Source organism: Serratia sp. X3 (genome assembly GCF_014982455.1).
Classification (GTDB): Bacteria; Pseudomonadota; Gammaproteobacteria; order Enterobacterales; family Enterobacteriaceae; genus Serratia; species Serratia ureilytica.
In genome coordinates, this window is sequence record NZ_JADCNB010000001.1 from 966,561 (window position 1) to 991,499 (window position 24,939).

The window sequence follows — 24,939 nt, forward strand, 5'->3', positions numbered from 1 at the left end:
TAGCGCAAAAGGCGCGGCAGGGGAACGGCGCGCGGTGAATTTATGGGGGGGATTGGCGCTTATGCCTTGAAGCCGCTACTTTTTATTCGTATAGTGCGGCGCGCTTAAACAGATATGCCATTGAGGTGAGGACATGACGGAACTGGTAAGGGAAAAACTCGATTTGCCTGCGGGCAAAAGCAAACTGCTGCTGCATTCTTGCTGTGCGCCCTGTTCCGGCGAGGTGATGGAAGCGATCCAGGCGTCCGGCATCGAGTACGCTATTTTCTTCTATAACCCCAACATTCACCCGCAAAAAGAGTATTTGCTGCGTAAGGAAGAGAACATCCGTTTCGCCGAAAAGCACGGGGTGCCGATCATCGATGCCGATTATGACACCGACAACTGGTTCGAACGTGCCAAGGGCATGGAGCATGAGCCGGAGCGCGGCATTCGTTGCACCATGTGCTTCGACATGCGTTTTGAGCGCACGGCGCTGTATGCGCATGAGCACGGTTACGACACCATCTCCAGCTCGCTCGGCATCTCGCGCTGGAAGAACATGCAGCAGATTACCGACTGCGGCATTCGGGCGGCGGAAAAGTATCCCGATCTGGTGTATTGGGATTACAACTGGCGCAAGAAGGGCGGCGCGGCCCGCATGATAGAGATCAGCAAGCGCGAACGCTTCTATCAGCAGGAATACTGCGGCTGCGTCTATTCGCTGCGCGACACCAACCTGCACCGCAAAGCGCAAGGGCGGCCGCTGATCAAACTGGGCGTGCTCTACTATGGTGATGAAGAATAACGCTTAATCACCGCAATCCACCCGCTACGGCGGGTTTTTTATTTTTTAGCGCCGTCTGAACGTTAACGAAGCGTGTTGATTCGGCGGTAAAAAAGCAACGTTCAGGTTAATATCCTTATGAGTTTGCTGGTTTTCGCCGCGGAGACTGACGATTAAAGCGATAGTTTGCCTTTCGTTATTGAATATGATTGCTATTTGCATTTAAACTTGGCGAACCAGAGGAAACAGAATCATTATGCCGCTAAAAAAGATGTTCCTTAATCGCCGTATATCCGTGCCTTTCGTCTTGTCCGTAGGCCTACACAGCGCCCTGGTGGCGGGACTGCTTTACGCTTCGGTAAAAGAAGTGGTTGAGCTGCCAAAGCCTGAAGAGGCGCCGATCAGCGTCATGATGGTCAACACCGCCGCGATGGCTGAACCGCCGCCGCCTGCTCCGGCAGAACCGGAGCCGCCGCAGGTGGAACCTGAGCCGGAACCTGAACCAGAACCTATTGTGGAGCCGCCGCCGAAGGCGATTGTGAAACCGGAGCCGGTTAAGCCGAAACCGAAGCCCAAGCCAAAGCCGAAGGTAGAAAAACCGGTGAAACCGGAGCCGAAGAAGGTCGAGCCGCGCGAGCCTTCGCCGTTCAATAACGACTCGCCGGCCAAACCGATCGAAAAAGCGCCGGTGAAACAAGCGCCCGCCGCGCCGGTACAGGGCAACTCGCGCGAGGTCGGGCCAAAACCGATCAGCCGTGCGGAACCGATTTATCCGCCGCGCGCCAGAGCCTTGCAGATCGAAGGCAACGTGCGGGTGCAGTTCGATGTCGACAGCGATGGCCGCGTGACCAACGTGCGCATCTTGTCGGCTGAGCCGCGCAACATGTTCGAGCGTGAAGTGAAACAGGCGCTGCGCAAATGGCGGTATCAAGCCAAAGAAGCGAAGGATCTTATCGTCAATATTCGTTTCAAGCTGAACGGCACCACCGAAATGAACTGATTTCGGTTTGCGCCAAGAAAAAAAGGGTCGCTTCGGCGACCCTTTTTGCATTTGCGGCGCAGCCGCGGGCTTACTCTTCGAAGCCGACGCGGAAATTCATTTTACCCTCAGGCAGCGCGCGCGAGTTGCCTTCCGCATCGACCGCCACGTAGGTGAACACCGCTTCGGTCGCCCGGTAGCGCTGGCCGATTGGGGCGGAGGAGACTTTCTTTACCCACACTTCGATATTGATGGTGATCGAGCTGCGCCCGGTGCGGATGCAGTGCGCATAGCAGCAAACCACGTCGCCTACCGCCACCGGTTTCAGGAAGGTCATGCCGTCTACGCGTACCGTTACTACGCGCCCCTCGGCGATCTCTTTTGCCTGGATGGCGCCGCCGATGTCCATTTGCGACATCAGCCAGCCGCCGAAAATATCGCCGTTGGCATTGGTATCGGCCGGCATCGCCAGCGTGCGCAGCACCAGCTCGCCGCTGGGTAAAGGTCGTTGTTGTGTCATAGCAGTCTGCTTTTAAAAGGAGGGAATCACATCATACTGCCTGCGGCAAGCGCCGCAGGCATTAACAAATTTGTAACTATTTTTTCTGTTCTGCCGGCATGTGCCGGTAAATATAGATGCCGCTGAGCAGGGTGAATACCAGCGTCAGCACCGTCAGGCCAAAGACTTTGAAATTGACCCAGACGCTTTGCGGCAGCCAGAAGGCGACATAGATGTTCGCCAGGCCGCAGGCCAGGAAGAAGAACGCCCAGGCCAGGTTGAGGTTGCTCCACACTTTGTCCGGCAGCGTCAGCTCTTTGCCCAGCATGCGCTGAACCAGCGGCTTTTTGAGCACCCACTGGCTGATCAGCAGCGCCAGCGCGAACAGCGCGTAAATCACCGTCACTTTCCACTTGATGAATAAATCGTTGTGGAACACCAGCGTCAGGGTGCCGAACACCAGCACCATCAGGAAGGTGATCAGCGTCATCTTCTCGACCTTGCGGTATTTCACCCAGGTGAACACCAGCGCCAGCGCGGTGGCGACGATCAATGCGCCGGAAGCGACGTAAATGTCGTACAGCTTGTAAAAAGCGAAAAAGACAATTAACGGGAGGAAATCAAGAAACTGCTTCATAAATCAATCCATCATCTGTTCATCGGCCGACTATACCGGATTCGGCGAGTTCTGTGTACCGCCGGGCGCTGCCGATTATCGGCGTTTGGCCGGCGGATTTCTGCCGCGAAAGCAGGAATTTGCATAAACTTACGCAAGAAAGCACGGGCGCATTGCCAGCGCTGGCCGCAGATCGCATAGTAAGTGCCATAATAACCAGATAATTTACCGCGGAAAACAGCATGCAGTGGAAATCTCTCCAGGCCCTGACGCCTGGTTTGACGCATTTATTGGGCTATCAACGCAGTTGGCTCAAACCGGATTTGCGCGCCGGTCTTTCCGTCGCCGCCGTCGCCTTGCCGGTGGCCATCGCCTACGCCGAACTGGCCGGGGTTAGCCCGGTGGTGGGGCTTTATTCCTGTATTTTGCCGATGGTGGCCTATGCGCTGTTCGGTTCGTCACGCCAGCTGATCGTCGGCCCCGATGCCGCCACCTGTGCGGTGATCGCCGCGGTGGTGACGCCGCTGGCGGCGGGCAATATGGAACGCCATTGGCAGTTGACCATCATGATGACCGCGATGATGGGCGGCTGGTGCCTGTTGGCCAGCCGGTTCAAGCTGGGGGCGCTGGCGGATCTGCTGTCGCGGCCGATCCTCAGCGGGCTGCTGAACGGGGTGGCGCTGACCATCATCGTCGATCAGATCGGCAAGGTGTTGGGGTTCACGGTGCGCCCGGCGCAGCTGATCGAGCGCATCTACGCGCTGCCGGCCAACCTGTTGCACAGCGACTGGCTGACGATGGCGGTGTCCTTGTTGACGCTGGTGACGCTGCTCGGATTTAAAAAATGGCGGCCTAACTGGCCGGCGCCGCTGTTCGCCATCGTGCTGGCGGCGTTCGTCACCTGGGCAGGCGGATTGCAGCAGTATGGCGTGGTGACGGTGGGCGGTTTCAGCGGCGTGCTGCCGATCGTCCAGTGGCCGGACTTTCAGCCCGGGCTGCTGCGCGACATGGTGATCCCGGCGCTCAACCTGGCGGTTGTGAGCTTTGTCAGCATGATGCTGACCGCCCGCAGTTTCGCGGCCAAAAACGGCTATGAGGTCAACGCTGACGCTGAGTTTCGCGCGCTGGGGATGGTGAATATCGTCTCCGCATTGTCGCAAGGCTTCGCCATCAGCGGGGCGGATTCGCGCACCGCGGTGAATGACGCCAACGGCGGCAAGAGCCAGCTCGTGTCGATCATCGCCGCCGCGGTGATCGCTTTCGTCTTGCTGTTCCTGATGGCGCCGCTGCAGTTTATTCCGGTGGCGGGATTGGGCGTGGTGCTGATGTATGCGGCCTGGTCGCTGCTGGATTTTCGCGGCATCTGGATCTTGCGCCGCCGCAACGCGCAGGCTTTCCGCCTGGCGCTGTTTACCTTCCTCAGCGTCTTGTTGGTCGGGGTGATCAGCGGTATCGGGCTGGCGGTGTTGCTGGGGCTGATGCAGTTTCTGCACACCGTCTTTCGGCCGACGGAACAGCTGCTGGGCGTTAACGACGAAGGCATGATCCATTCCATGGGCAACAACAATGGGGTGAAGGCGGTGCCCGGCGTCATGATGTATCGCTTCAATTCGCCGCTGACCTACTTCAACGTGGCCTACTTCAAACGCCGCATTCTCAATTTGGTCGACAGTACGCCATTCCAGCCGCGCTGGGTGGTGGTGGACGCGGTGGCCAGCTTTACCCATGCCGATATCAGCGTGCTGGCGGCCATCGACGAACTGAAACGCGATCTGTTGCAGCGTAACGTCAAACTGGTGCTGGCCGGGCGCCGCACTGAACTGACGCGCTGGTTCCGCATCAATCGGTTGGGGCGGGACAAGGAGCTGATTTTGGTGCCGGATCTCTATTTGGCGCTGAAGCTGATTCAGAGTAAGGAACAGGCGGAAGCCGCCGCGGTGGGGTAAACAAAAAGGGGCGCGCCGAAGCGTGCCCCTGGGCATTTGTTGCGCCGGCGTCAGCCGCGCAGCAGCATATACAAACGGAACAGATAGATCAGCAGCAGGGCGGAGACCAGGTTGCTTAACGCGGTCAGCACGACGCTGGCCACGTTCGGCGTCAGCACCGACAGATGGCTCACTAAAAACAGCACCAGCAGCTTGGCCGCCAACCACAGCATCATCGCCGGCACAATCACGCGCGCATTGGCGAAGGCCAATTTGCTGCTCAGCTTGAGCGAAGCGAAGACGCCTTTCTTGTCGACGGAGGCGATCACCGGCGCCAACGCGAAGGCGATAGCCATGATCACGCCCGGCACCACGAACAGCGTCAGGCCGAGCTGGATCAGCAAGGTGCAGATAAACAGCAGCAGCAGCAGGCGCGGCAGATCGGGCGCCGAGGCGCCGAGCGCGCGCAGGGCGCTGGTGCGTTGCCCCTGAGACACCAAGCGGATCAACGTCAGCATCCCTCCGACCAGCAGCACGTTGCCGACCAGAGCGGAGAACGTGGCGGCGGCCGACACTTTCAGCAACACCATCTGCTGTTCCGGCGTCATCTGCTGGATCACGTCCTGAATGCCCATGCCGGTCGACGACGCGAAATCGCTGGTGGAGGCGGCCAGCGTCGCCAACTGTTCGGCATCGGGGCTGAAAGCTTGGTTCAGCAGCACCGAGATAAACGCCGTCAACAGCGCCAGCATCAGGATGCTGGCCAGTTGATTGCGTAAAAAGTTAAAACTGTCACGGTACAAAGCGTTGGCCGTGATAGGCATGCAGACTCCTTGGCGTCGAGAAAACAGAGATAAATCAGTGGGTGATTGTACCCTGTTCCACGCCGCTGTGGCACCCCGCGAATTGCACTACGTCTATTTCTTCAACGATCGTCGTCTCAGGCAACGACAGCGGCAAGGGCACCGGCAAGGGGGGCAGGCCGTAGCGTTCGCGAGCGCGATCGCAGGCTTCGTTGCGCAGGCCGTTTTCACCGGACTGATCGAACTCTCTGCACGGGCTGGGCCGATTGAGATAAATCGAGCACGACACGGCTTTGCCAATCTCGCCGTCCAGCGCGGTGCAGCGCGGAGACTTGCTGTTGGTCCCCTGCATGCAGCGCAGGAACGGGGTCAGAGGCTCCGTCAGGGAAAGGGGAACGGTGCCGCCGCCGTCTTCGGCTTCGGCCCAATAGAATGACACTCGAAAATAACCGCAGCATGCGCCGCAGCTGACACAGGGATTAAGGATTTCGCTCATCTTGATTGCCCGCCGACTCCTCACGGCACCAACCAAAACCAACACGGAAGATGAAATTACCTCAGCCGCATTTTTTTCCGCAACTGAAATTTGAACATGTAGATAATTTGCAACAAAATCGTTTTTTTGATGCAGATCAATCCTCGATTTATTAAGCGGTTAGGTAACCTTGTTTTTGGTGGGATTTTAAAATTTTACACATAAGATGTGATCTCGATGGGATCACAAATACCCGAAAGTAGGTATATTCCCCCTCGAGAGATTAACCACACAAATGGAATGGATAATGAAAAAGACAACTCTGGTGGTATTGGCGACGATGATGGCGCCTATGTTGGCAAGTGCGCATCAGGCCGGTGATTTCCTGTTCCGTGCGGGCACCGCGACGGTGCGTCCAAATGCGGGCTCGGACAACGTATTGGGTTTGGGATCGCTGGATGCGAAAAACAATACCCAGCTCGGTTTGACCTTCGGTTATATGGTGACGGACAACATCGGCGTTGAGTTGTTGGCCGCGACACCGTTCCGCCACAAGGTTACCCTGGGCGGCACCGATCTGGCGACCGTTCATCAACTGCCGCCTACGCTGATGGCGCAATACTACTTCGGCGACAAGCAGGACAAACTGCGTCCTTATCTGGGCGTCGGCGTTAACTACACCACTTTCTTCGACGAGAAGTTCAACGACTACGGCAAAAGCGCCGGGTTGAGCAATCTCGATCTGAAAGACTCCTGGGGCGTGGCGGCGCAGGCCGGTCTGGATTACAACCTGGATGAGCACTGGATGCTGAACATGTCGGTGTGGTGGATGAACATCGAAACCAAAACGCGTTTCAACGACGCGAACGGTGGGCACCACAGCTTCGATACGCGATTGGATCCGTGGGTGTTTATGTTTGGGGCGGGTTACCGCTTCTGATGAAGGCCGCAAACAGGGAGGCATTGCGCCTCCCTGTGTCGGTATTATTTAACCTGCATGACGTTCTCAACAGATTTCACGCCGGCCACGCCGCGTGTGACCTGCACCGCACGGTTGGCGTCATCGCTTGACGTCACGAAGCCGCTCAACTGCACGCGTCCTTTAAAGGTTTCCACGCTGATTTCGCGCGACTTGATGTTTTTATCCGCCAGCAGCGCCGATTTCACTTTGGTGGTAATTACGGTGTCATCGATATAACCGCCTGTTCCCTCTGATTTCGCCGTCGGTGCGCAAGCGCTCACCGCGACCGCCACAACGGCTGCCATGCACAAGGCCGAAAGGGTTTTAAACAGCTTCATAAATTACTCTCCATGCAATGTTATGGTTGAAATTCGATACGGTTTTTTCGCCGCAGCGAGCGCATTCCCCAAATCAAACGAAGAAATGCATAGCGAACAATGTTTATTGTGAGACAAGACGTGGGTTTGTTCAAATTTTTGCTGTAAATAAATAGAACAAACTTTGAGGGGAAACAAGCTGTTAAAGCGAGCGCCGGAAGGGCGCTCGCCGAAGGGGATCACGCGCGGGTCGCGTGCTTCATCGCACTGACGAAGGTCGCCAGCTTGGTCAGCATTTCCGCCGGGTTGGCATGGTGCCGTTCGATGATTTTGACGATTGCCGAGCCGGAGATGGCGCCGGCGGCGCCGGCCTGCAGCGCAGCCTTCACCTGCTCGGGCTCGGAGATGCCGAAGCCCTGCAGCGGCGGCGCGGCGTGATACTCGCGCAGCTTGTTCACCAGGTGATGCAGCGGCAACTGCGCCCGGCTTTCGGTGCCGGTGACGCCGGAACGCGACAGCAGGTAGGTGTAGCCGCGACCGTGTGAAGCGATCTCACGCAGCAGATCGTCGTCGGCGTTCGGTGGGCAAATGAAGATGGGCGCGATACCGTGGCGCACGGCCGCGGCGCGGAACGGCGCCGATTCTTCAAACGGCACGTCGGCGACCAGCACCGAATCCACGCCCACTTCCGCACAGCGTTGGTAAAAGGCATCGATGCCCTTATGGAACACCAAATTGGCGTACATCAGCAGGCCGATGGGAATGGTCGGGTGCTTCTGACGAATGGCCGCCAGCAGCTCGAAACACTGCGTCGGCGTGACGCCGGCGGCGAAGGCGCGCAGCGTCGCGCTCTGGATGGTTGGGCCATCCGCCAACGGGTCGGAGAAGGGGATGCCCAGCTCCAGCGCGTCCGCACCGGCTTCGATCAGGGTGTCGATAATCTGCAGCGACAGCGCCGGATTAGGATCGCCCAGCGTCACGAACGGGACGAAGGCGCCTTCCTTGCTGCTTTCCAGACGCGTGAACAGTTGCTGATAACGTTCCATCAGATTTCTCCCCGTGCTTTCAAAATGTCGTGAACGGTAAATATGTCTTTGTCGCCGCGGCCGGACAGGTTGACCACCAGGATTTGCTCTTTCTGCGGCGTTTCACGGATCATTTTCAGCGCGTGCGCCAGGGCGTGTGAAGATTCCAGCGCCGGGATGATGCCTTCATGGCGCGACAGCGCCTTGAACGCCTCCAGCGCTTCGTCGTCGGTGATCGACACGTATTCGGCGCGGCCGGTGCTGTTCAGGTAGGCGTGCTGCGGCCCGACGGACGGGAAGTCCAGCCCGGCGGAGATCGAATAGGATTCTTCAATCTGGCCTTCGGCGGTCTGCATCATCGGCGCCTTCATGCCGAAATAGATGCCGACGTGGCCATGCTTGAGCGGCGCGCCGTGCTGACCGGTTTCGATGCCCAGACCGGCGGGTTCCACGCCGATCAGCCCAACGTCGGCGTCATCGATAAAATCGGCGAACATGCCGATGGCGTTGGAGCCGCCGCCGACGCAGGCGATGACCGCATCCGGCAGGCGGCCTTCGCGCTCCAGCACCTGCGCTTTGGTCTCTTCGCCGATCATGCGCTGGAATTCACGCACGATGGTGGGGTACGGGTGCGGGCCGGCCGCGGTGCCGAGCATATAGTGCGCGGTTTCATAACTGCCGGACCAGTCGCGCAACGCTTCGTTGCAGGCGTCTTTCAGGGTGGCGGAGCCGCTGTGCACCGGGATCACTTCCGCGCCCATCAGCCGCATGCGGAACACATTCGGCGACTGGCGCTCAACGTCTTTGGCGCCCATATAGATACGGCATTTCAGGCCGAGCAGCGCGCAGGCCAGCGCCGAAGCGACGCCGTGTTGGCCGGCGCCGGTTTCCGCGATGATCTCGGTTTTGCCCATGCGCTTGGCCAGCAGGGCCTGGCCCAGCACCTGGTTGGTCTTGTGCGCGCCGCCGTGCAGCAGATCTTCCCGCTTCAGATAGAGCTTGGTGTTGCTGCCGGCGGTGAGATTTTTGCACAGCGTCAGCGCCGTCGGGCGGCCCGCGTAGTTCTTCAACAGATCGATGAATTCCGCCTGAAACGCCGGATCGCGCTGAGCGCTGACAAAGGCTTCTTCGAGTTGTTTCAGGGCCGGCATCAGAATTTGCGGCACGTATTGACCACCAAATTCGCCGAAGTAGGGGTTAAGCAGCGTCATGAGAGTTCCCGTCATTATCCGTTATTAATGTAGAGCCGTATTCAGTAAGCGCGCAGGGTTTGGAAGACCGAGGCCAGGCGCGCGGGATCCTTGATGCCCGGTTCGCTTTCCACGCCGGAATTGAAGTCCAGACCGGCGCAGCCGAGCTTGGCCGCTTCGACGCAGTTGTCGGCGCGCAGACCGCCCGCCAGCATGACGTTGGTCAGATCTTCGCCTTGCAATACCGACCAGTCGAAGCGTTGGCCGGTGCCGCCTGCGCCGTTGTCCAGCAGATAGCGATCGACATGCTGCAGATCGCGCGCCGGCACCCGTTCTTTCACGCTCAGCGCTTTCCAGATGCGGCAATCGGCCGGCAAGCGGGCGCGCAGGGCGCTGATATAGGCCTGGTCCTCCGCGCCGTGCAGTTGCACCGCCTGCAGACCGAGGCGCTCCACGGTCAATGCCACAGTATCGAGCTGGGCGTCGCAGAAGACGCCGACGTACTTCAGCGGCGCGCCGGAAATGACTTCGTGGGCGCGGACGATATCCACATAGCGCGGCGAGCGGCCGACGAAAATCAATCCGCCGTAGATGGCGCCGGCCTGATACGCGGCGGCGGCGTCCTGCGGGCGAGTCAGGCCGCACACTTTATTGTCGCCCAGGATCACGCGGCGCACGGCGGCGCGCAGATCGGGTTCCGACATCAGCGCGCTGCCGATAAGGAAACCGTTGGCGTAGTGGCTGAGCTCGCGGATCTGCCCGTAGTTGTTGATGCCCGACTCGCTGATCACCGTCACCCCATGCGGCACGCGCGGCGCCAGCTCACGGGTGCGGTTCAGGTCGATGCTCAGATCGCGCAGATCGCGGTTATTGATGCCGACCACGCGGGCTTCCAGCGCGATCGCCCGCTGCAGCTCTTCTTCACTGATCACTTCGGTCAGCACGCCCATGTTCAGGCTGTGAGCCACCGCCGCCAGCTGGCGGTACTGCTCGTCGGTCAACACCGACAGCATCAGCAGGATAGCGTCGGCCTGATAGTAGCGCGCCAGGTAAATCTGATACGGGTCGATGATAAAGTCTTTGCACAACACCGGTTGGCTGACGGTTTTGCTCACCAGCGGCAGGAAATCAAAGCTGCCCTGGAAGTATTTCTCGTCGGTCAGCACCGAGATCGCCGAGGCGAAATCTTTATAGACCGTGGCGATCTCCACCGGATCAAAGTTCTCGCGAATCAGCCCCTTGGAAGGCGAGGCCTTCTTGCATTCGAGAATGAAAGCCGTACGGGTGCCCTGCAGCGCGTGGTAGAAGCTGCGTTCGCTCGGTACGATGTCATTCTGAAAGCCGGCCAGGGGCTGTTGCTGTTGTCGCGCCGCGATCCATTGCGCTTTGTCGCGGACAATCTTGTGTAGCACGGTTTCCTGCATCATTTATCCTCTTGCCGCCAGTGCGATGACACGCTCATAGGCCTGCCCGCTGTTGATCATATCCAGTGCCTGCCGCGCATTTTGGCGCAGGTCTTCATGTCCGAATAACTTCAGAAGCAACGCGACGTTGGCCGCGACCGCCGCAGCGTGCGCCAGCTCGCCTTTACCTTGTAACAGCCGCGCCAAAATGTCACGGTTTTCTTCCGGCGTACCGCCCAGCAAGGCCTCCAGCGGATAGGTTTCCAATCCGAAGGACTGCGGCGTGAGCTGATAACTGCAGATTTCGCCGTTGGTCAATTCCGCCACGTGCGTCGGGGCGTGGATCGCCACCTCGTCCATGCCGCCGCCGTGAACCACCGCCGCGCGCTGATAGCCCAGCACGCGCAGGGTTTCGGCGATCGGCAGCACCAGTTCCGGGCTGTAAACGCCGATCAGCGCCAGCGGCGGACGCGCCGGGTTGATCAGCGGGCCCAGCACGTTGAACAGCGTGCGGGTCTTCAACTGCTGGCGCACCGGCATGGCGTGACGGAAGCCGGTGTGGTACTGCGGCGCGAACAGGAAGCACACGCCAAGATCGTCCAGCGCCTTGCGCGCTTCTTCCGCCGGCAGATCCAGGCGGATGCCGAACGCCGCCAGCAGATCCGAAGAGCCGGAGCGGCTGGAGACGCTGCGGTTGCCGTGTTTGGCGATTTTCGCGCCGCACGCCGCCGCTACAAAGGCGCTGGCGGTCGAAATATTGATGCTGTTGGTGCCGTCGCCGCCGGTGCCGACGATATCGGCGAACGGGTAGTCAGGGCGCGGGAACGGTTGAGCATCTTCCAGCAGCGCTTTGGCGGCGCCGGCGATCTCTTCCGGGCGCTCGCCGCGGACTTTCATGCTGATCAGCGCCGCAGCCAGCTGGCTCGGCTCCAGTTCGCCGCGCACGATGGCGCTGAACAGCTGTTGGCTTTCCTGCTGGCTCATCGATTCAGCGCGGTACAGTTTCTCAAGGATAGGTTGCATCGTCGTGTTCCTTTTATGACTTCGCCAGCGCCCAGGCCAGGGTCTGCTCAAGCAGGCGCGCGCCATGGGTGGTCAGAATCGATTCCGGGTGGAACTGGAAGCCGCATACGCGGCGGCGATCGTCGCGTACCGCCATCACCATCTCGCCGAACCGGGCGTTGACGGTCAGATCGGCCGGGATGTTGCTGCCGACCAGCGAGTGGTAACGCGCCACCGGCAGCGGGTTGGCCATGCCGGCGAACATGCCTTCACCGTCGTGAACGATCGCCGAGGCTTTGCCGTGCAGGATTTCCCCCGCCTGGCCGACCTGGCCGCCATAGGCTTCGACGATCGCCTGGTGGCCGAGGCAGATGCCGATGATCGGCAGCCGGCCGCGCAGGCGTTGCAGTAGTTCCGGCATGCAGCCCGCTTCGGAAGGGGCGCCGGGGCCGGGCGACAGCATCAGCACCGGCTGTTCCATCTGCGCCAGACGCTCGATGATCACCTCTGCGGCGATCTGGTTACGGTAAATCACCACCTGGTGGCCGCTGGCGCGCAGCTGATCGACCAGGTTGTAGGTAAAGGAGTCGACGTTGTCGAGCAGCAGGATATCGGCCATCAGAACACCTCCTTGGCATGGTGCGCAGTGGCGATGGCGCGCAGCACGGCACGGGCTTTATTACGGGTTTCGTCGGCTTCCGCCTGCGGGATGGAGTCCAGCACCACGCCGGCGCCGGCCTGCACGGTGGCGATGCCGTCTTCGACGTAGGCGGAGCGAATGACGATGCAGGTATCCAGATCGCCGGTGGCGGTAAAGTAGCCTACCGCGCCGCCGTAGCTGCCGCGGCGCGTGCCTTCGGAGGCGGCGATCAGCTGCATCGCCCGCACTTTTGGCGCGCCGCTCAGGGTGCCCATATTCATGCAGGCCTGGTAGGCGTGCAGCACGTCGAGATCGGCGCGCAGGGTGCCCACCACGCGGGAAACCAGGTGCATGACGAACGAATAGCGATCCACCTTGGTCAGGTCGGCCACGTAGCGGCTGCCGGCCTGGCAGATGCGCGCCAGATCGTTGCGCGCCAGATCGACCAGCATCAGGTGCTCGGCCAGCTCTTTGTGGTCGGTGCGCATTTCCAGCTCGATGCGGCTGTCGAGATCCAGATCCAGTGAACCATCGGCTCGGCGGCCGCGCGGGCGGGTGCCGGCGATCGGGTAGATTTCAATTTGGCGATTGCCCGCGTCGTATTTTAACGCGCTCTCCGGCGAAGCGCCGAACAGGGTGAACTCGTCATCTTGCATGAAGAACATGTACGGGCTGGGGTTGTTATCTTTCAACGTCTGGTAGGCCGCCAGCGGCGCTGGGCACGGCAAGGAGAAGCGGCGCGACGGCACCACCTGGAAAATCTCGCCGTGACGGATCGCTTCCTGCAGCCCGCTGACCACCGCGCCGTACTCTTCGTCGCTCTGGTTGCAGCTCAACTGCATGTTCTCCAGCTTTTGGTGCGGGATCGGCTGCGGGGTTTGTTTCAATTCGGTCTGCAATTGTGCCAGACGCTGCTGCAGGCGTTGTATTTCACTCGCTTGCTCGCTGAAGACGCTGGCCTGCAATCGGGCGGAACCGCGTTGGTGATCCAGCACCAGCAGGGTTTCTGCCAGATAGAAGCAGAAGTCCGGGCAACGTTGATCCTGGCGCAGCGCCGGCAGGTTTTCGAAACCGGCGACCAGATCGTAGGCGAACAGGCCGCCCAGCATCACGGCTTCACGCTCGTCCGCCGGGGAGTCGACCAGAGTCAGCAGCGTGCGTAGTGCGTCGAACACCGACAGGGAGCGCAGGCGCGCGTCTTCGTCCTGCACCTCGTCGATCGCCGGGAAGGTCAGCTCGCGGCCGTTTGGGCGCGCCTGAATGCTGACCTCGGGCGGCAGCGCTTCGTCCAGCAGCGGCAGCAGCGCCGCGCCATTGGCGGTGAGCGCCTGCACGCTGACGGTGTGACCCAGCGCGGTGATGCGCAGCGCGCTGTCGATCACCAGCAGGCTCTGCAGATTCTGTTTGCTGTTGATTTCCGCCGATTCCAGCAGCAGGGTGGCCGGCCGGGCGCCGCACAGCTGGTGGAAAAGGGTGGTGGGATCGCCCCGGTAACTGGCCTGCGCCTTCAGTAATGTCAATTGTGGTTTGATGTTCATCATCGGTGGTTCCAGTGAATTCTGTCCATAAAAAAGCCCGCATCAGGTGCGGGCTCAGGAAATCTGCATTGTCAGATGACAGCTATGCGCGATTACACCGCCCGCAAGAGGGAGGTATGCCACCAACCGTGAAGAGAAATGTATGTGTTCATTTGCAGACTCGCTTTGTTAACTCTCATCCGACACGGCCGTTGCCGTGAACTTGTGTACTAGTTAACTGGTTCGCGAGGGCAAAGTCAACCCCCTTTTTGTACAATGTTTTAGCGGTCAGCGTGAATTCTGTTCATCATCCCGCCCGCGCTCCCAGCCGGGGCAGAATAGATTTCCGTCCGGCCGCCGATCGCAGGTATGATAGAAAACCAAGCCATTGCCGGATAGCCGTTTTGACAGACAGTAACCCTCAATCCACCGCTTTTACCCTGTACGATCTCCACAGCCATACGACCGCCTCCGACGGCTACCTGACGCCGACGCAGCTGGTGCAGCGGGCGGTAGAGATGCGCGTGGGGGTGTTGGCGATCACCGATCACGACACGACCGCCGGGCTGGCCGAGGCCGCCGCCGCCATCGCGGAGCAGGCGTTGCCGTTGCGGTTGGTCAATGGCGTGGAAATCTCGACGCTGTGGGAAAATCATGAAATCCATATTGTTGGGTTGGGCATGGACGTCGCGCATCCGGCGCTGGTGGCGCTGTTGGCGGAACAAACCGAACGCCGCAACCGGCGGGCGCAGGAGATCGGCGTGCGGCTGGGCAAGGCGCGTATTCCCGACGCCTATGCCGGCGCCCAGCGCCTGGCCGGAGCCGGCGCGGTGACCCGCGGCCATTTCGCCCGTTACCTGGTGGAGATCGGCGTGGCGGACAATATGGCTCAGGTGTTCAAGAAATACCTGGCCAAGGGGAAAACCGGCTATGTACCGCCGCAGTGGTGTACAATAGAACAAGCCATTGATGCGATTCATCAATCGGGCGGCCAGGCGGTGATGGCGCACCCGGGCCGTTACGATTTGACCGCGAAATGGCTGAAACGCTTGCTGGCGCATTTCGCCGAACACGGCGGCGACGCCATGGAGGTGGCGCAGTGTCAGCAGGCGCCGCATGAGCGCACTCAGCTGGCGAAATACGCGCAAGACTACCGCCTGTTGGCCTCGCAAGGCTCTGATTTCCATCAACCTTGCTCGTGGATCGAACTGGGGCGCAAGCTGTGGCTGCCGGGCGGTGTCGAGCCGGTGTGGCGCGATTGGCCGCAGCCGGGCCAGGCGGTCTGATTTTACGCGCGTGGCAACGCGCGCGGGCATTATTTTAGGAGCAAGTCATGAGTCAGCTTTTTTATATTCACCCGGACAACCCGCAGCCGCGCCTGATCAACCAGGCGGTAGAGGTGCTGCGCAAAGGGGGGGTGATCGTCTATCCCACCGATTCCGGCTACGCGCTGGGCTGCATGCTGGAAGAGAAGGCGGCGATGGAGCGCATTTGCCGCATCCGTCAGCTGGACGGCAACCACAACTTTACCCTGATGTGCCGCGATCTGTCCGAGTTGTCGACCTATGCTCACGTCGATAATACGGCGTTCCGTCTGATCAAAAACAATACGCCGGGCAACTACACGTTCATTCTGAAAGCGACCAAAGAAGTGCCGCGCCGCCTGATGAACGAAAAGCGCAAAACCATCGGCCTGCGCGTGCCGTCGAACCCGATCGCGCTGGCGCTGTTGGAGGCGTTGAACGAACCGATGATGTCCACCACGCTGATGCTGCCGGGCAATGATTTCGCCGAGTCCGATCCGGAAGAGATCAGCGATCATTTGGGCAAAGTGGTCGATCTGGTGATCCACGGCGGCTTCCTCGGCCAACAGCCGACCACGGTGATCGATCTGACCGAATCCTCGCCGGAAGTGGTGCGCGAAGGCGCCGGTGACGCGGCGCCTTTCCGCTGATGTAAAATATTGCCACCTTGCCTATTGTCTGAAAAACGGCTGAAGCGACGCTATTTCGCGTGAAAGCCGCTATTCTGAAGACTTCAGAATTGATAATGGGCAGGATGCGCAGCAATGATTAAACAGGTTTCTTTTTTAGCGGCCTTATTATTTTCCTCAATGGCAAATGCGGGTTTTTATTCGGGCAGCGGTTTGCTGGCGGAATCCGGCGGTTACGTAAAAAATAAAAGCGGTGAGGCTACCGTGGCCGAAGCGCTGAATGGCGGCATGTTTATGGGATACGTCGCCGGCGTATTCGATACTTATTCCATGCAGGGCAATCGCAATATCTGCCCAGAGGCCGGAATGAGCATCGGCGTAGCCGCCGACGCGGTGATGCAGTATTTGAACGAGCACCCTGAGCAACTGCATTATTCCGCACCGTCGGTGATCATGCTGGCGTTAAGCGCCGCCTATCCCTGCGTGCGCCATTAAGTTCCCATTCCAATTAGTGCGCATTTTTTCATAAGGTGCGCTCGGGTCTTTTCCGCACGAACTTCAATAGATCAATGCCTGCTGCGCTGTCACCTTATCCCCGTCGGTATTTCCCGAACGGGTCGGGGAGAGACGCGCAGGAGGTAATATGACCGCATTTCACAGTGCCAACATGACGCTCGATTATCAGGATATCGGCTCAGGGCCGCTCACGTTGGTGTTGCTGCCCGGCTGGTGCGAACCGAAAACCGTGTTTGAGCCGTTCATCGCGCTGGCGGCCGACCGTTATCGGACGATCAGCATCGATTGGCGCGGCCACGGCCTGTCGTCAAAAGCGGCGGAGATGTCGCTGACGGCGGACGATTTGCTGGAGGATGTGCGCCAACTGCTGACGGCGCTGCGTTTGGACAACGTGATCACCCTGTCGGTGGCGCACGCCAGCTGGTTAGCGGTGGCGTTGGCCGAGGCGTTGCCGCAGCAGGTGCGGGGCATAGTGTTTCTCGATTGGATCATGACGCAGCCGGAGCCGGCGTTCTTTGCGGCGGTGAGCCGCATGCAACGGCCGCAGCAGTGGCTGGCGGCGCGCGACGCCTTGTTCGACTTCTGGCAGGGCGGCATCCGCCACGGTCGGGTCAAACGTCATCTGGAGGTCGAGATGGCGCAGGAGGATGACCGGCTCTGGCGCGCCGCCGGCGTGGCCATCGAACAGGCCTACCGGCAATTCGGTTCGCCGCTGCAACGCCTGGCGGGGATGAGCGCGCCGCCGCCGTGCCGGCATATTTACTCGCTGGATCGCCGCGATGACTATCTGCGGCAGCAGCAGGCATTTGCCGCCGAGCGGCCGTTTTTCTCCGTGGCGCGTTTAGAAGAAGCCCGCACTCACCTCGGCATTCTGGAACGGCCCGACGCGGTGCTGAGGGCGGTGGATGACTTCTTGGCGCCGTGAACGCCGCTTAGGGTCACCGCCGATAAAGTGGGTTTCAACACCTTAGAAAGCCTGTATAATGCGCGGTTCGATCCTGATAAACGTATTATTACCGTTGCGGCGATTGGCCGCGGCGGTTATCCCCCCGACGCCTGTGAAGGCGACATTAGAGGTTGCTCAATGAGCGAAAAGTTACAGAAAGTATTAGCGCGCGCCGGGCACGGCTCGCGTCGTGAAATCGAAACCATGATTGAAGCCGGGCGCGTCAGCGTCGACGGCAAGGTCGCCAAGCTGGGCGATCGCGTTGAAGTGACCCCGGCGATGAAAATTCGCCTGGATGGTCATGTCTTGTCGATCAAAGAGTCCGAAGACGTGGTCTGCCGCGTGCTGGCTTACTACAAACCGGAAGGTGAGCTGTGTACCCGCAGCGATCCTGAAGGCCGCCCGACGGTGTTCGATCGCTTACCGAAGCTGCGCGGTTCGCGCTGGGTGGCGGTAGGGCGACTGGACGTCAACACTTCTGGTCTGCTGCTGTTCACCACCGATGGTGAACTGGCCAACCGTCTGATGCACCCAAGCCGTGAAGTGGAACGCGAGTACGCGGTGCGTGTGTTCGGCCAGGTTGACGATGCGAAAGTGAAGCAGCTGAGCAAAGGCGTGCAATTGGAAGACGGCCCGGCCGCGTTCCGCACTATCAGCTTCCAGGGCGGTGAAGGCCTCAACCAGTGGTACAACGTGACCCTGACCGAAGGCCGCAACCGTGAAGTGCGTCGCCTGTGGGAAGCGGTGGGCGTGCAGGTGAGCCGCCTGATCCGCGTGCGTTACGGCGATATCGATCTGCCGAAAGGCCTGCCGCGCGGCGGTTGGGCCGAACTGGATCTGCCGGCGATCAACTACCTGCGCGAGTTGGTTGAATTGAAACCGGAAACGGTCAGCAAGATGCCGGTGGAGCGTGAGCGCCGCCGCGTGAAGGCTAACCAGATCCGTCGCGCGGTTAAGCGTCACTCGCAGGTGGCCGGCAGCGGCCGTCGCAGTGCGCCGGGCAGCAAACCGAGTAAATCGGGCAAACCGAGCAAACGCAGCTGATCCCGCCATTCTGGCCCCGTTCGGGGCCAGAACGTTTTGTTACCAATCGATCCCCTGTTGCGCCTTGATGCCCGCGTCGAACGCGTGTTTCACCGGCCGCATCTCCGTAACCGTATCCGCCATTTCCAGCAGATCGCGATGGCAACCGCGCCCGGTCAGTATCACCGTTTGGTGCGCAGGGCGCTGCCGCAGCGCTTCTTTGAGCTCTTCCAGCTCCAGATAGCCGTAGGTCAACATGTAGGTCACTTCGTCCAGCAGTACCAGATCCAGACTGCTGTCGGCCAGCATGCGTTTGCCGTGCTGCCACACTGCCTGGCAGGCGGCGGTGTCGCTGGCCTTGTTCTGCGTCTCCCAGGTAAAGCCGGTGGCCATCACCTGAAATTCAACGCCATGTTGCTGCAGCATATTCTTTTCGCCATTGGGCCACTCGCCCTTGATGAACTGGATCACCCCGGCGCGCATGCCGTGACCGACCGCGCGGGTGACGGTGCCGAAGGCGGCGGTGGTTTTGCCTTTGCCGTTGCCGGTAAACACCAGCAGCAGGCCGCGGGTGTCCTGCGCCGCGGCGATGCGTGCATCGACCTGTTCTTTCAGGCGCTGCTGGCGCTGTTGATGACGATCTTCCGCCATGAAACGCTCCTTATTATTCGGCCGCGCCGGGTTTGCGGTTCGGCTGGGCGTCGAAGCTCATGCCGGTTTTGCGCCGGCTGTCCTCGCCCATCAGATACAGGTACAGCGGCATGATGTCAGCCGGGGTTTTCAGCTTGTTTTTGTCTTCGTGCGGGAAGGCGGATGCGCGCATTTTGGTGCGAGTTCCGCCCGGATTGATGCAGTTTACCCGCAAATTACGATTTTTGTATTCATCGGCCAATACCTGCATCATGCCTTCGGTGGCGAACTTCGACACCGCATAAGCGCCCCAGTCGGCGCGGCCGGTGCGCCCGACGCTGGAACTGGTGAACACCAGTGACCCGGCGTGGGATTTCAGCAGCAGCGGCAGCAGCGCCTGAGTCAGCATAAAGGTGGCGTTGACGTTAACCTGCATCACCTCTTGCCACATGGTTATCGACAGGTCGGCCATCGGCGCAATGTCGCCCAGCAGGCCGGCGTTGTGCAGCACGCCGTCCAGGCGCGGGATTTGGCGCGCCAGATCGTCGGCTATCTGCCGGCATTGCTCCGGCGTGGCGTGCAGCAAGTCGAGCGTGACCACCAGGGCCGGGGCGCCGCCCTGGGCCGCGATCTCTTGCTGTACCGCCAGCAGTTTGCTCTCGGTGCGTCCCAGCAGCACTAACTGGGCGCCGAAGCGAGCGTAGGTCAGCGCCGCTTCGCGGCCGATGCCGTCTCCGGCGCCGGTGACCAAAATAATGCGTTGTTCGAGCAGATCTTGTTTGGGTTGGTAATGCACGATAAATCCTCGCCTGGGTGGCTGTTCTCCCGCGTATCGTGGGGAGCAAGGGTGAAACGCGCGGCCAGGGCGGGAGCGAGAGCTCGACCTTCTGCGGGCCGCGCAGCGAATCTGTCTCATCATATTGATGAATAATGGGTGTTATATGCCTTAATCCGTACGCATTTTCAATGCGTAGCAGGCTGAAATGGCATTCTTTTGTCACGAAAGCGGCGCGGCGGCGGCTTGGTTCGGCCTTGAATCGTCCCCATAGTGACGTGCAGAACGCAATGAATTTTCATTTAGCCGCGACAGCAGGCGCTGCGGTTGGCTAAAATGGAAAGAGTCATACTAACAACCTGTAAATAAAGGCGGAATCTGTGGAGTTTATATCTGTTTATGGCCTGTTTCTGGCCAAGGTCGCCACGGTGGTGCTCGCCATCGCCGCGTTGGCCATACTGGCGGTCAGTCTGGGGCAACGCAAGAGCCGCCAGAAAGGGGAGCTGCAGCTGACCGATCTCGGTGAACAGTATCGCGAGATGCAGCGCGATATGCGCCTGGCGCGTATGGATACTGCCGAGCAAAAGGTTTGGCTGAAACAGTTCAAGAAGCAGACCAAATCTGATGACAAATTGAAGAAGCAGCGCGCCAAATCCGGCGCGGTGGAAGTGACCAAGCCGTGCCTGTACGTGTTGGACTTCAAGGGCAGCATGGATGCGCACGAGGTGACGTCGCTGCGCGAAGAGATCTCCGCGGTGCTGGCGGTGGCCTCGGCGCAGGATGAAGTCCTGCTGCGTCTGGAAAGCCCGGGCGGGGTGGTGCACGGCTACGGCCTGGCGGCTTCGCAGCTGGAGCGTTTGCGCAAAGGCGGCATCCGCCTGACGGTGGCGGTGGATAAAGTGGCGGCCAGCGGCGGCTACATGATGGCCTGCGTCGCGGATCGCATCGTGGCGGCGCCGTTCGCCATCATCGGTTCCATCGGCGTGGTGGCGCAGATCCCGAATTTCCACCGCCTGCTGAAGAAGAACGACATCGACGTGGAGCTGCATACCGCCGGGCAGTTTAAACGTACGCTGACGCTGTTCGGTGAAAACACCGAGCAGGGGCGCGAGAAGTTCCGCGAAGATCTGAACGAAACGCACGAGCTGTTCAAACGCTTCGTGCACGAGCAGCGCCCGTCGCTGGACATCGATAGCGTCGCCACCGGTGAGCACTGGTTCGGGACCCAGGCTAAAGAGAAAGGCCTTATCGACGCCATCGGCACCAGCGACGATTTGTTGATCGCCGAGTTGGATAACCATGAAGTGATCGCCGTGCGCTATGCACGTCGTAAACGTTTGATGGATCGTTTCACCGGCAGCGCGGCGGAAAGCGTCGATCGTTTGCTGTTGCGCTGGTGGCAGCGCGGGGAAAAGCCGTTGTTGTAAGACGAGAAGAGCAGGAATCAACGGGGGCCTGGCGCCCCCGTTTTGTTTTCTCAATCGACCAAATGGTATTTTTCCGAAAGCAGGTGAGCCAAATGTTTAAACATATTAAATACGGCGGTGGTTTTGGCGGTGGGCAATCCATCGGCATCTAAAAAGTATTCGCCGCGAAAAACTAAAACGCCGCTTTTTTGTTCAACGTCGGTGGCGATCATGCCGTGCAGATAATCTTCGTGTTGGCGGATGATGTTATTTGCTTCCGCCAGCAGGGCCTCGCGGCCGATAGGTGCAGTATTCTTGTGCATTTATTAGACTCCAAACAAAAAACGCTGCGCATATTCTAACGCCGGTTCGCTTTTATCCGCAAACCGACTAAGGTTTATTTGCCGTCTGGATGGCCATGGGCGGCGGCCGGTTGGCGAAATCTGCCTTTCCGTGCTAATTAGGTTGCGTGACGCTTTTTATCAGGTACAGTGTGGGATTTTGCGGCGTCGGGTGGAAGGTTTTGTTTACGCCATGAATAAAAATCACGCAGCCATACTTCTGGGGCATGGGTGAATAGCAGGCAGGATCAACAACTTGCGTTCAGGTTGAGCAGTTGGGCAACCAAAAGAAAAAAATCTGTTGATCTCTTGCCAGACTGCCGCAATATAAAAAAAGAGACACGAATTGCCGCGGCACGGCGAGATAAAAGACTTCTTTTTAGAAGAAATAAATTAGGTAAAGGTAAATATGGGTAAAGCTCTCGTAATAGTTGAGTCCCCGGCAAAAGCCAAAACTATTAATAAATATTTAGGAAGTGACTACGTGGTGAAGTCCAGCGTCGGTCATATCCGTGATTTGCCGACCAGTGGCTCAGCCAGCAAAAAGAGCGCTGACTCAACCGAAGACAAAGCCAAGAAAAAAGTTAAAAAAGATGAGAAGGCGGCGCTGGTAAATCGCATGGGCGTCGACCCTTACCACGGCTGGAAAGCGCATTATGAAATCCTGCCGGGTAAAGAAAAAGTGGTCGCCGAGTTAAAATCGTTGGCGGAAAATGCCGACCACATTTATCTCGCAACCGACCTTGACCGCGAAGGGGAAGCCATCGCCTGGCACCTGCGGGAAGTGATCGGTGGGGATGACAAACGCTTTAGCCGCGTGGTGTTTAACGAAATCACCAAAAACGCGATCCAACAGGCGTTCAAACAGCCGGGCGAGCTGAACATTGACCGCGTCAACGCGCAGCAGGCGCGCCGGTTTATGGACCGTGTGGTGGGCTATATGGTCTCGCCGCTGCTGTGGAAGAAAATCGCCCGCGGCCTGTCCGCCGGCCGCGTGCAGTCGGTGGCGGTGCGTCTGGTGGTAGAACGCGAACGCGACATCAAGGCGTTCGTGCCGGAAGAGTACTGGGAGCTGCATGCCGATCTGCTGGCGAAGGGTGAAACCGCGCTGCAGATGGAAGTGACCCACGCACACGACAAACCGTTCAAGCCGGTCAGCCGCGAGCAGACGCACGCCGCGGTCAAGCTGCTGGAAAAAGCCCGCTACACGGTGCTGGATCGCGAAGACAAACCGACCAGCAGCAAGCCGGGCGCGCCTTTCATTACCTCCACGCTGCAACAGGCCGCCAGCACCCGCCTGAGCTTCGGCGTGAAGAAAACCATGATGATGGCGCAACGGCTGTATGAAGCCGGTCACATCACCTATATGCGTACCGACTCCACCAACCTGAGCCAGGATGCGCTCAACATGGTGCGTGGCTACATCGGCGACAACTTCGGCGATAAATACCTGCCTAAGGCGCCGAATCAGTACAGCAGCAAAGAGAATTCGCAGGAAGCGCACGAAGCGATCCGTCCTTCGGACGTGAACGTGCTCGCCGAGCAGCTCAAAGACATGGAAGCGGACGCGCAGAAGCTGTACCAGCTGATCTGGCGTCAGTTCGTCGCCTGTCAGATGACGCCGGCGCAATACGATTCCACCACGCTGACGGTGAAAGCCGGCGATTATCAGCTGCGCGCCAAGGGCCGTACGCTGCGCTTTGACGGCTGGACCAAGGTAATGCCGGCCCTGCGCAAAGGCGATGAAGATCGCACGTTGCCGTTCGTCGAAATAGGCAGCGAGCTGGATCTGCAGAAACTGATCCCAAGCCAGCACTTCACCAAGCCGCCGGCGCGCTACAGCGAAGCCTCGCTGGTGAAAGAGCTGGAAAAACGCGGCATCGGCCGCCCGTCCACCTACGCCTCCATCATCTCGACCATTCAGGATCGCGGTTACGTGCGGGTGGAAAGCCGCCGCTTCTATGCCGAGAAAATGGGTGAGATCGTCACCGATCGTCTGGAAGAGAACTTCCGCGAGCTGATGAACTATGATTTCACTGCTCGCATGGAAGACGGCCTCGATGAGGTCGCCAACAACCAGGCCGAGTGGAAAGCGGTGCTGGACGAATTCTTCGTCGATTTCAGCGAGCAGCTGGAAACGGCGGAGAAGGACCCGGAAGAAGGCGGCATGCGGCCTAACCAGATGGTGATGACCAGCATCGACTGTCCGACCTGCGGCCGCAAGATGGGTATCCGTACCGCCAGCACCGGGGTCTTCCTCGGCTGTTCCGGCTACGCGCTGCCGCCGAAGGAACGTTGCAAAACCACCATCAACCTGGTGCCGGAAGCGGAAGTGCTCAACATCCTCGAAGGCGACGACGCGGAAACCAACGCGCTGCGCGCCCGCCGCCGCTGCCAGAAATGCGGTACGGCGATGGACAGCTATCTGATCGACAACCAGCGCAAGCTGCACGTCTGCGGTAACAACCCGGCGTGTGACGGCTATGAGATCGAAGAGGGCGAGTTCCGTCTGAAAGGCTATGATGGCCCGGTGGTGGAGTGCGACAAGTGCGGCTCGGAAATGCACCTGAAAATGGGGCGTTTCGGCAAGTACATGGGCTGCACCAACGAGAACTGCAAAAACACCCGCAAGATCCTGCGTAACGGCGATGTCGCGCCGCCGAAGGAAGATCCGGTGCCGTTGCCGGAGCTGCCGTGCGAGAAGTCCGACGCCTATTTCGTGCTGCGTGACGGCGCTGCCGGCGTGTTCCTGGCGGCCAACACCTTCCCTAAATCGCGCGAGACCCGCGCGCCGTTGGTGGAAGAACTGGCTCGCTTCAAGGATCGTCTGCCGGAGAAACTGCGCTACCTGGCCGATGCGCCGGTGGCGGATGCCGAAGGCAACAAAACCCTGGTGCGTTTCAGCCGTAAAACCAAGCAGCAGTACGTCTCCTCTGAAAAAGACGGCAAGGCGACCGGTTGGTCCGCGTTCTACGTGGACGGCAAGTGGGTCGAAGGCAAGAAGTAAGGCCGATGTCCTGCCCGCAAGATGAAAAACCAGCCCTGGTGGCTGGTTTTTTTATTGGTGAAAAGGGGCAAACGGATCTATCCTTTGCTGTTTTTATCCCTCTGACACCGCCGTTTCACGTTGATACCCATGCAAAATAATCGTTATCATAGTGTGACGCGGATCTATACTTGAAGCTGCATCGTGGTATAGTGGTTATATAAAAAGTTTTTTTATTATTAAAGCTTATTAACAACGGCGCTTT

At 59.4% G+C, this 24,939-nt stretch carries 25 protein-coding genes, 1 pseudogene and 1 other annotated feature; of the genes and pseudogenes, 12 read left to right on the forward strand and 14 right to left on the reverse strand.

Annotation, left to right across the window (positions count from 1 at the left end):
* Window positions 1–133 precede the first annotated feature (133 nt).
* Both IMX17_RS04610 and tonB read left to right on the forward strand, forming a co-directional pair.
* Window positions 134–787 (forward strand): epoxyqueuosine reductase QueH, encoded by a 654-nt coding sequence (locus IMX17_RS04610; protein ID WP_033643282.1) that lies wholly within the window; start codon window positions 134–136, stop codon window positions 785–787.
* Window positions 788–1,022: 235 nt separating this feature from the next.
* Window positions 1,023–1,766 carry a TonB system transport protein TonB gene (tonB, locus tag IMX17_RS04615; protein ID WP_094142695.1) on the forward strand — a complete coding sequence of 248 codons (744 nt, stop codon included), beginning with the start codon at window positions 1,023–1,025 and terminating at the stop codon, window positions 1,764–1,766.
* Window positions 1,767–1,836: 70 nt separating this feature from the next.
* Here the strand turns inward: tonB and yciA are convergent, their stop codons facing one another.
* Window positions 1,837–2,265: an acyl-CoA thioester hydrolase YciA gene (gene yciA, locus IMX17_RS04620; protein ID WP_004932085.1), complete on the reverse strand. Its 429-nt coding sequence runs from the start codon at window positions 2,263–2,265 to the stop codon at window positions 1,837–1,839.
* A 76-nt stretch (window positions 2,266–2,341) separates the two neighbouring features.
* Window positions 2,342–2,881 carry a septation protein A gene (locus IMX17_RS04625; RefSeq protein ID WP_046898932.1) on the reverse strand — a complete coding sequence of 180 codons (540 nt, stop codon included), beginning with the start codon at window positions 2,879–2,881 and terminating at the stop codon, window positions 2,342–2,344.
* Window positions 2,882–3,102: 221 nt separating this feature from the next.
* On the opposite strand from IMX17_RS04625, the gene IMX17_RS04630 reads away from it, so the two are divergent.
* The gene (locus IMX17_RS04630; RefSeq protein ID WP_182264341.1) at window positions 3,103–4,806 is read left to right on the forward strand and encodes a SulP family inorganic anion transporter; all 1,704 of its coding nucleotides are present in this window, start codon (window positions 3,103–3,105) and stop codon (window positions 4,804–4,806) included.
* Window positions 4,807–4,856: 50 nt separating this feature from the next.
* On the opposite strand, the gene IMX17_RS04635 is transcribed toward IMX17_RS04630, so the two are convergent.
* Together IMX17_RS04635 and IMX17_RS04640 are read right to left on the reverse strand one after the other, a co-directional pair.
* Complete coding sequence (locus tag IMX17_RS04635) at window positions 4,857–5,609, reverse strand: YciC family protein (RefSeq protein ID WP_033643278.1); 753 nt, start codon at window positions 5,607–5,609, stop codon at window positions 4,857–4,859.
* 34 nt (window positions 5,610–5,643) lie between these two features.
* Window positions 5,644–6,084, reverse strand: coding sequence for a YkgJ family cysteine cluster protein (locus IMX17_RS04640; RefSeq protein WP_033643277.1), 441 nt, complete (start codon window positions 6,082–6,084; stop codon window positions 5,644–5,646).
* Window positions 6,085–6,370: 286 nt separating this feature from the next.
* Between IMX17_RS04640 and ompW the strand changes: the two genes are divergently transcribed.
* On the forward strand, window positions 6,371–7,003 hold the full coding sequence (ompW, locus tag IMX17_RS04645; protein ID WP_019452715.1) for an outer membrane protein OmpW: 633 nt from the start codon (window positions 6,371–6,373) through the stop codon (window positions 7,001–7,003).
* A 44-nt stretch (window positions 7,004–7,047) separates the two neighbouring features.
* Here ompW and IMX17_RS04650 read toward each other — a convergent pair whose 3' ends face one another.
* The 7 genes and pseudogenes from IMX17_RS04650 to trpL form a co-directional block, all read right to left on the reverse strand.
* On the reverse strand, window positions 7,048–7,362 hold the full coding sequence (locus IMX17_RS04650; RefSeq protein ID WP_046898934.1) for a BON domain-containing protein: 315 nt from the start codon (window positions 7,360–7,362) through the stop codon (window positions 7,048–7,050).
* Between the two features lie 218 nt (window positions 7,363–7,580).
* On the reverse strand, window positions 7,581–8,387 hold the full coding sequence (trpA, locus tag IMX17_RS04655; protein WP_046898935.1) for a tryptophan synthase subunit alpha: 807 nt from the start codon (window positions 8,385–8,387) through the stop codon (window positions 7,581–7,583).
* Entirely contained in the window at window positions 8,387–9,592 is a 1,206-nt protein-coding gene (trpB, locus tag IMX17_RS04660; RefSeq protein WP_170852993.1) for a tryptophan synthase subunit beta, read from the reverse strand. Before trpB ends, trpA begins: the two co-directional genes overlap by 1 nt.
* A gap of 26 nt (window positions 9,593–9,618) precedes the next feature.
* Window positions 9,619–10,980 (reverse strand): bifunctional indole-3-glycerol-phosphate synthase TrpC/phosphoribosylanthranilate isomerase TrpF, encoded by a 1,362-nt coding sequence (gene trpCF, locus IMX17_RS04665; RefSeq protein WP_193549725.1) that lies wholly within the window; start codon window positions 10,978–10,980, stop codon window positions 9,619–9,621.
* A gap of 3 nt (window positions 10,981–10,983) precedes the next feature.
* Window positions 10,984–12,580: pseudogene (gene trpD, locus IMX17_RS25150) on the reverse strand (bifunctional anthranilate synthase glutamate amidotransferase component TrpG/anthranilate phosphoribosyltransferase TrpD).
* On the reverse strand, window positions 12,580–14,142 hold the full coding sequence (locus IMX17_RS04680) for an anthranilate synthase component 1 (protein ID WP_042784677.1): 1,563 nt from the start codon (window positions 14,140–14,142) through the stop codon (window positions 12,580–12,582). Before IMX17_RS04680 ends, trpD begins: the two are co-directional and overlap by 1 nt.
* Window positions 14,143–14,166: 24 nt before the next feature.
* Window positions 14,167–14,270: a sequence feature (Trp leader region), on the reverse strand.
* Window positions 14,232–14,318, reverse strand: a complete 87-nt coding sequence (trpL, locus tag IMX17_RS25430) for a trp operon leader peptide (protein WP_182265092.1) — start codon at window positions 14,316–14,318, stop codon at window positions 14,232–14,234. It overlaps the preceding feature by 39 nt.
* Window positions 14,319–14,522: 204 nt before the next feature.
* Here trpL and IMX17_RS04690 point away from each other — a divergent pair, with 204 nt between their 5' ends.
* The 5 genes from IMX17_RS04690 (at window position 14,523) to rluB (ending at window position 18,557) form a co-directional block, all read left to right on the forward strand.
* Window positions 14,523–15,404, forward strand: a complete 882-nt coding sequence (locus IMX17_RS04690; protein WP_042784676.1) for a PHP domain-containing protein — start codon at window positions 14,523–14,525, stop codon at window positions 15,402–15,404.
* 47 nt (window positions 15,405–15,451) lie between these two features.
* Complete coding sequence (locus IMX17_RS04695) at window positions 15,452–16,072, forward strand: L-threonylcarbamoyladenylate synthase (protein ID WP_033643268.1); 621 nt, start codon at window positions 15,452–15,454, stop codon at window positions 16,070–16,072.
* Window positions 16,073–16,186: 114 nt separating this feature from the next.
* Window positions 16,187–16,546 carry a Rap1a/Tai family immunity protein gene (locus IMX17_RS04700; protein ID WP_016927523.1) on the forward strand — a complete coding sequence of 120 codons (360 nt, stop codon included), beginning with the start codon at window positions 16,187–16,189 and terminating at the stop codon, window positions 16,544–16,546.
* 148 nt (window positions 16,547–16,694) lie between these two features.
* Window positions 16,695–17,492: an alpha/beta fold hydrolase gene (locus IMX17_RS04705; protein WP_193549369.1), complete on the forward strand. Its 798-nt coding sequence runs from the start codon at window positions 16,695–16,697 to the stop codon at window positions 17,490–17,492.
* A 159-nt stretch (window positions 17,493–17,651) separates the two neighbouring features.
* On the forward strand, window positions 17,652–18,557 hold the full coding sequence (gene rluB, locus IMX17_RS04710; protein WP_046898941.1) for a 23S rRNA pseudouridine(2605) synthase RluB: 906 nt from the start codon (window positions 17,652–17,654) through the stop codon (window positions 18,555–18,557).
* 39 nt (window positions 18,558–18,596) lie between these two features.
* On the opposite strand, the gene cobO is transcribed toward rluB, so the two are convergent.
* Together cobO and IMX17_RS04720 are read right to left on the reverse strand one after the other, a co-directional pair.
* Complete coding sequence (gene cobO, locus IMX17_RS04715; protein WP_193549370.1) at window positions 18,597–19,187, reverse strand: cob(I)yrinic acid a,c-diamide adenosyltransferase; 591 nt, start codon at window positions 19,185–19,187, stop codon at window positions 18,597–18,599.
* A 13-nt stretch (window positions 19,188–19,200) separates the two neighbouring features.
* Window positions 19,201–19,962, reverse strand: coding sequence for a YciK family oxidoreductase (locus IMX17_RS04720; protein ID WP_033643264.1), 762 nt, complete (start codon window positions 19,960–19,962; stop codon window positions 19,201–19,203).
* A gap of 359 nt (window positions 19,963–20,321) precedes the next feature.
* Here IMX17_RS04720 and sohB point away from each other — a divergent pair, with 359 nt between their 5' ends.
* Window positions 20,322–21,368, forward strand: coding sequence for a protease SohB (sohB, locus tag IMX17_RS04725; RefSeq protein ID WP_182264345.1), 1,047 nt, complete (start codon window positions 20,322–20,324; stop codon window positions 21,366–21,368).
* A 50-nt stretch (window positions 21,369–21,418) separates the two neighbouring features.
* On the opposite strand, the gene IMX17_RS04730 is transcribed toward sohB, so the two are convergent.
* Window positions 21,419–21,670 carry a YciN family protein gene (locus IMX17_RS04730; protein WP_033650243.1) on the reverse strand — a complete coding sequence of 84 codons (252 nt, stop codon included), beginning with the start codon at window positions 21,668–21,670 and terminating at the stop codon, window positions 21,419–21,421.
* A 427-nt stretch (window positions 21,671–22,097) separates the two neighbouring features.
* On the opposite strand from IMX17_RS04730, the gene topA reads away from it, so the two are divergent.
* Together topA and IMX17_RS25315 are read left to right on the forward strand one after the other, a co-directional pair.
* The gene (gene topA, locus IMX17_RS04735; RefSeq protein WP_193549371.1) at window positions 22,098–24,695 is read left to right on the forward strand and encodes a type I DNA topoisomerase; all 2,598 of its coding nucleotides are present in this window, start codon (window positions 22,098–22,100) and stop codon (window positions 24,693–24,695) included.
* A 5-nt stretch (window positions 24,696–24,700) separates the two neighbouring features.
* Complete coding sequence (locus IMX17_RS25315; protein ID WP_255511555.1) at window positions 24,701–24,835, forward strand: hypothetical protein; 135 nt, start codon at window positions 24,701–24,703, stop codon at window positions 24,833–24,835.
* Window positions 24,836–24,939 lie beyond the last annotated feature (104 nt).

Excerpts from the sequence above, each read along its gene's own strand:
- IMX17_RS04695 (WP_033643268.1), top strand. The coding sequence starts at position 15,452 with ATGAGTCAGCTTTTTTATATTCACCCGGACAACCCGCAGCCGCGCCTG.
- trpCF (WP_193549725.1), bottom strand. The coding sequence starts at position 10,980 with ATGCAGGAAACCGTGCTACACAAGATTGTCCGCGACAAAGCGCAATGG.
- tonB (WP_094142695.1), top strand. The coding sequence starts at position 1,023 with ATGCCGCTAAAAAAGATGTTCCTTAATCGCCGTATATCCGTGCCTTTC.
- trpB (WP_170852993.1), bottom strand. The coding sequence starts at position 9,592 with ATGACGGGAACTCTCATGACGCTGCTTAACCCCTACTTCGGCGAATTT.
- ompW (WP_019452715.1), top strand. The coding sequence starts at position 6,371 with ATGAAAAAGACAACTCTGGTGGTATTGGCGACGATGATGGCGCCTATG.
- yciA (WP_004932085.1), bottom strand. The coding sequence starts at position 2,265 with ATGACACAACAACGACCTTTACCCAGCGGCGAGCTGGTGCTGCGCACG.
- IMX17_RS04635 (WP_033643278.1), bottom strand. The coding sequence starts at position 5,609 with ATGCCTATCACGGCCAACGCTTTGTACCGTGACAGTTTTAACTTTTTA.
- rluB (WP_046898941.1), top strand. The coding sequence starts at position 17,652 with ATGAGCGAAAAGTTACAGAAAGTATTAGCGCGCGCCGGGCACGGCTCG.
- trpL (WP_182265092.1), bottom strand. The coding sequence starts at position 14,318 with ATGAGAGTTAACAAAGCGAGTCTGCAAATGAACACATACATTTCTCTT.
- cobO (WP_193549370.1), bottom strand. The coding sequence starts at position 19,187 with ATGGCGGAAGATCGTCATCAACAGCGCCAGCAGCGCCTGAAAGAACAG.
- IMX17_RS04705 (WP_193549369.1), top strand. The coding sequence starts at position 16,695 with ATGACCGCATTTCACAGTGCCAACATGACGCTCGATTATCAGGATATC.
- IMX17_RS04730 (WP_033650243.1), bottom strand. The coding sequence starts at position 21,670 with ATGCACAAGAATACTGCACCTATCGGCCGCGAGGCCCTGCTGGCGGAA.
- IMX17_RS04610 (WP_033643282.1), top strand. The coding sequence starts at position 134 with ATGACGGAACTGGTAAGGGAAAAACTCGATTTGCCTGCGGGCAAAAGC.
- topA (WP_193549371.1), top strand. The coding sequence starts at position 22,098 with ATGGGTAAAGCTCTCGTAATAGTTGAGTCCCCGGCAAAAGCCAAAACT.
- IMX17_RS04680 (WP_042784677.1), bottom strand. The coding sequence starts at position 14,142 with ATGATGAACATCAAACCACAATTGACATTACTGAAGGCGCAGGCCAGT.
- IMX17_RS04640 (WP_033643277.1), bottom strand. The coding sequence starts at position 6,084 with ATGAGCGAAATCCTTAATCCCTGTGTCAGCTGCGGCGCATGCTGCGGT.
- IMX17_RS04650 (WP_046898934.1), bottom strand. The coding sequence starts at position 7,362 with ATGAAGCTGTTTAAAACCCTTTCGGCCTTGTGCATGGCAGCCGTTGTG.
- IMX17_RS04630 (WP_182264341.1), top strand. The coding sequence starts at position 3,103 with ATGCAGTGGAAATCTCTCCAGGCCCTGACGCCTGGTTTGACGCATTTA.
- IMX17_RS04625 (WP_046898932.1), bottom strand. The coding sequence starts at position 2,881 with ATGAAGCAGTTTCTTGATTTCCTCCCGTTAATTGTCTTTTTCGCTTTT.
- IMX17_RS25315 (WP_255511555.1), top strand. The coding sequence starts at position 24,701 with ATGTCCTGCCCGCAAGATGAAAAACCAGCCCTGGTGGCTGGTTTTTTT.
- trpA (WP_046898935.1), bottom strand. The coding sequence starts at position 8,387 with ATGGAACGTTATCAGCAACTGTTCACGCGTCTGGAAAGCAGCAAGGAA.
- IMX17_RS04700 (WP_016927523.1), top strand. The coding sequence starts at position 16,187 with ATGATTAAACAGGTTTCTTTTTTAGCGGCCTTATTATTTTCCTCAATG.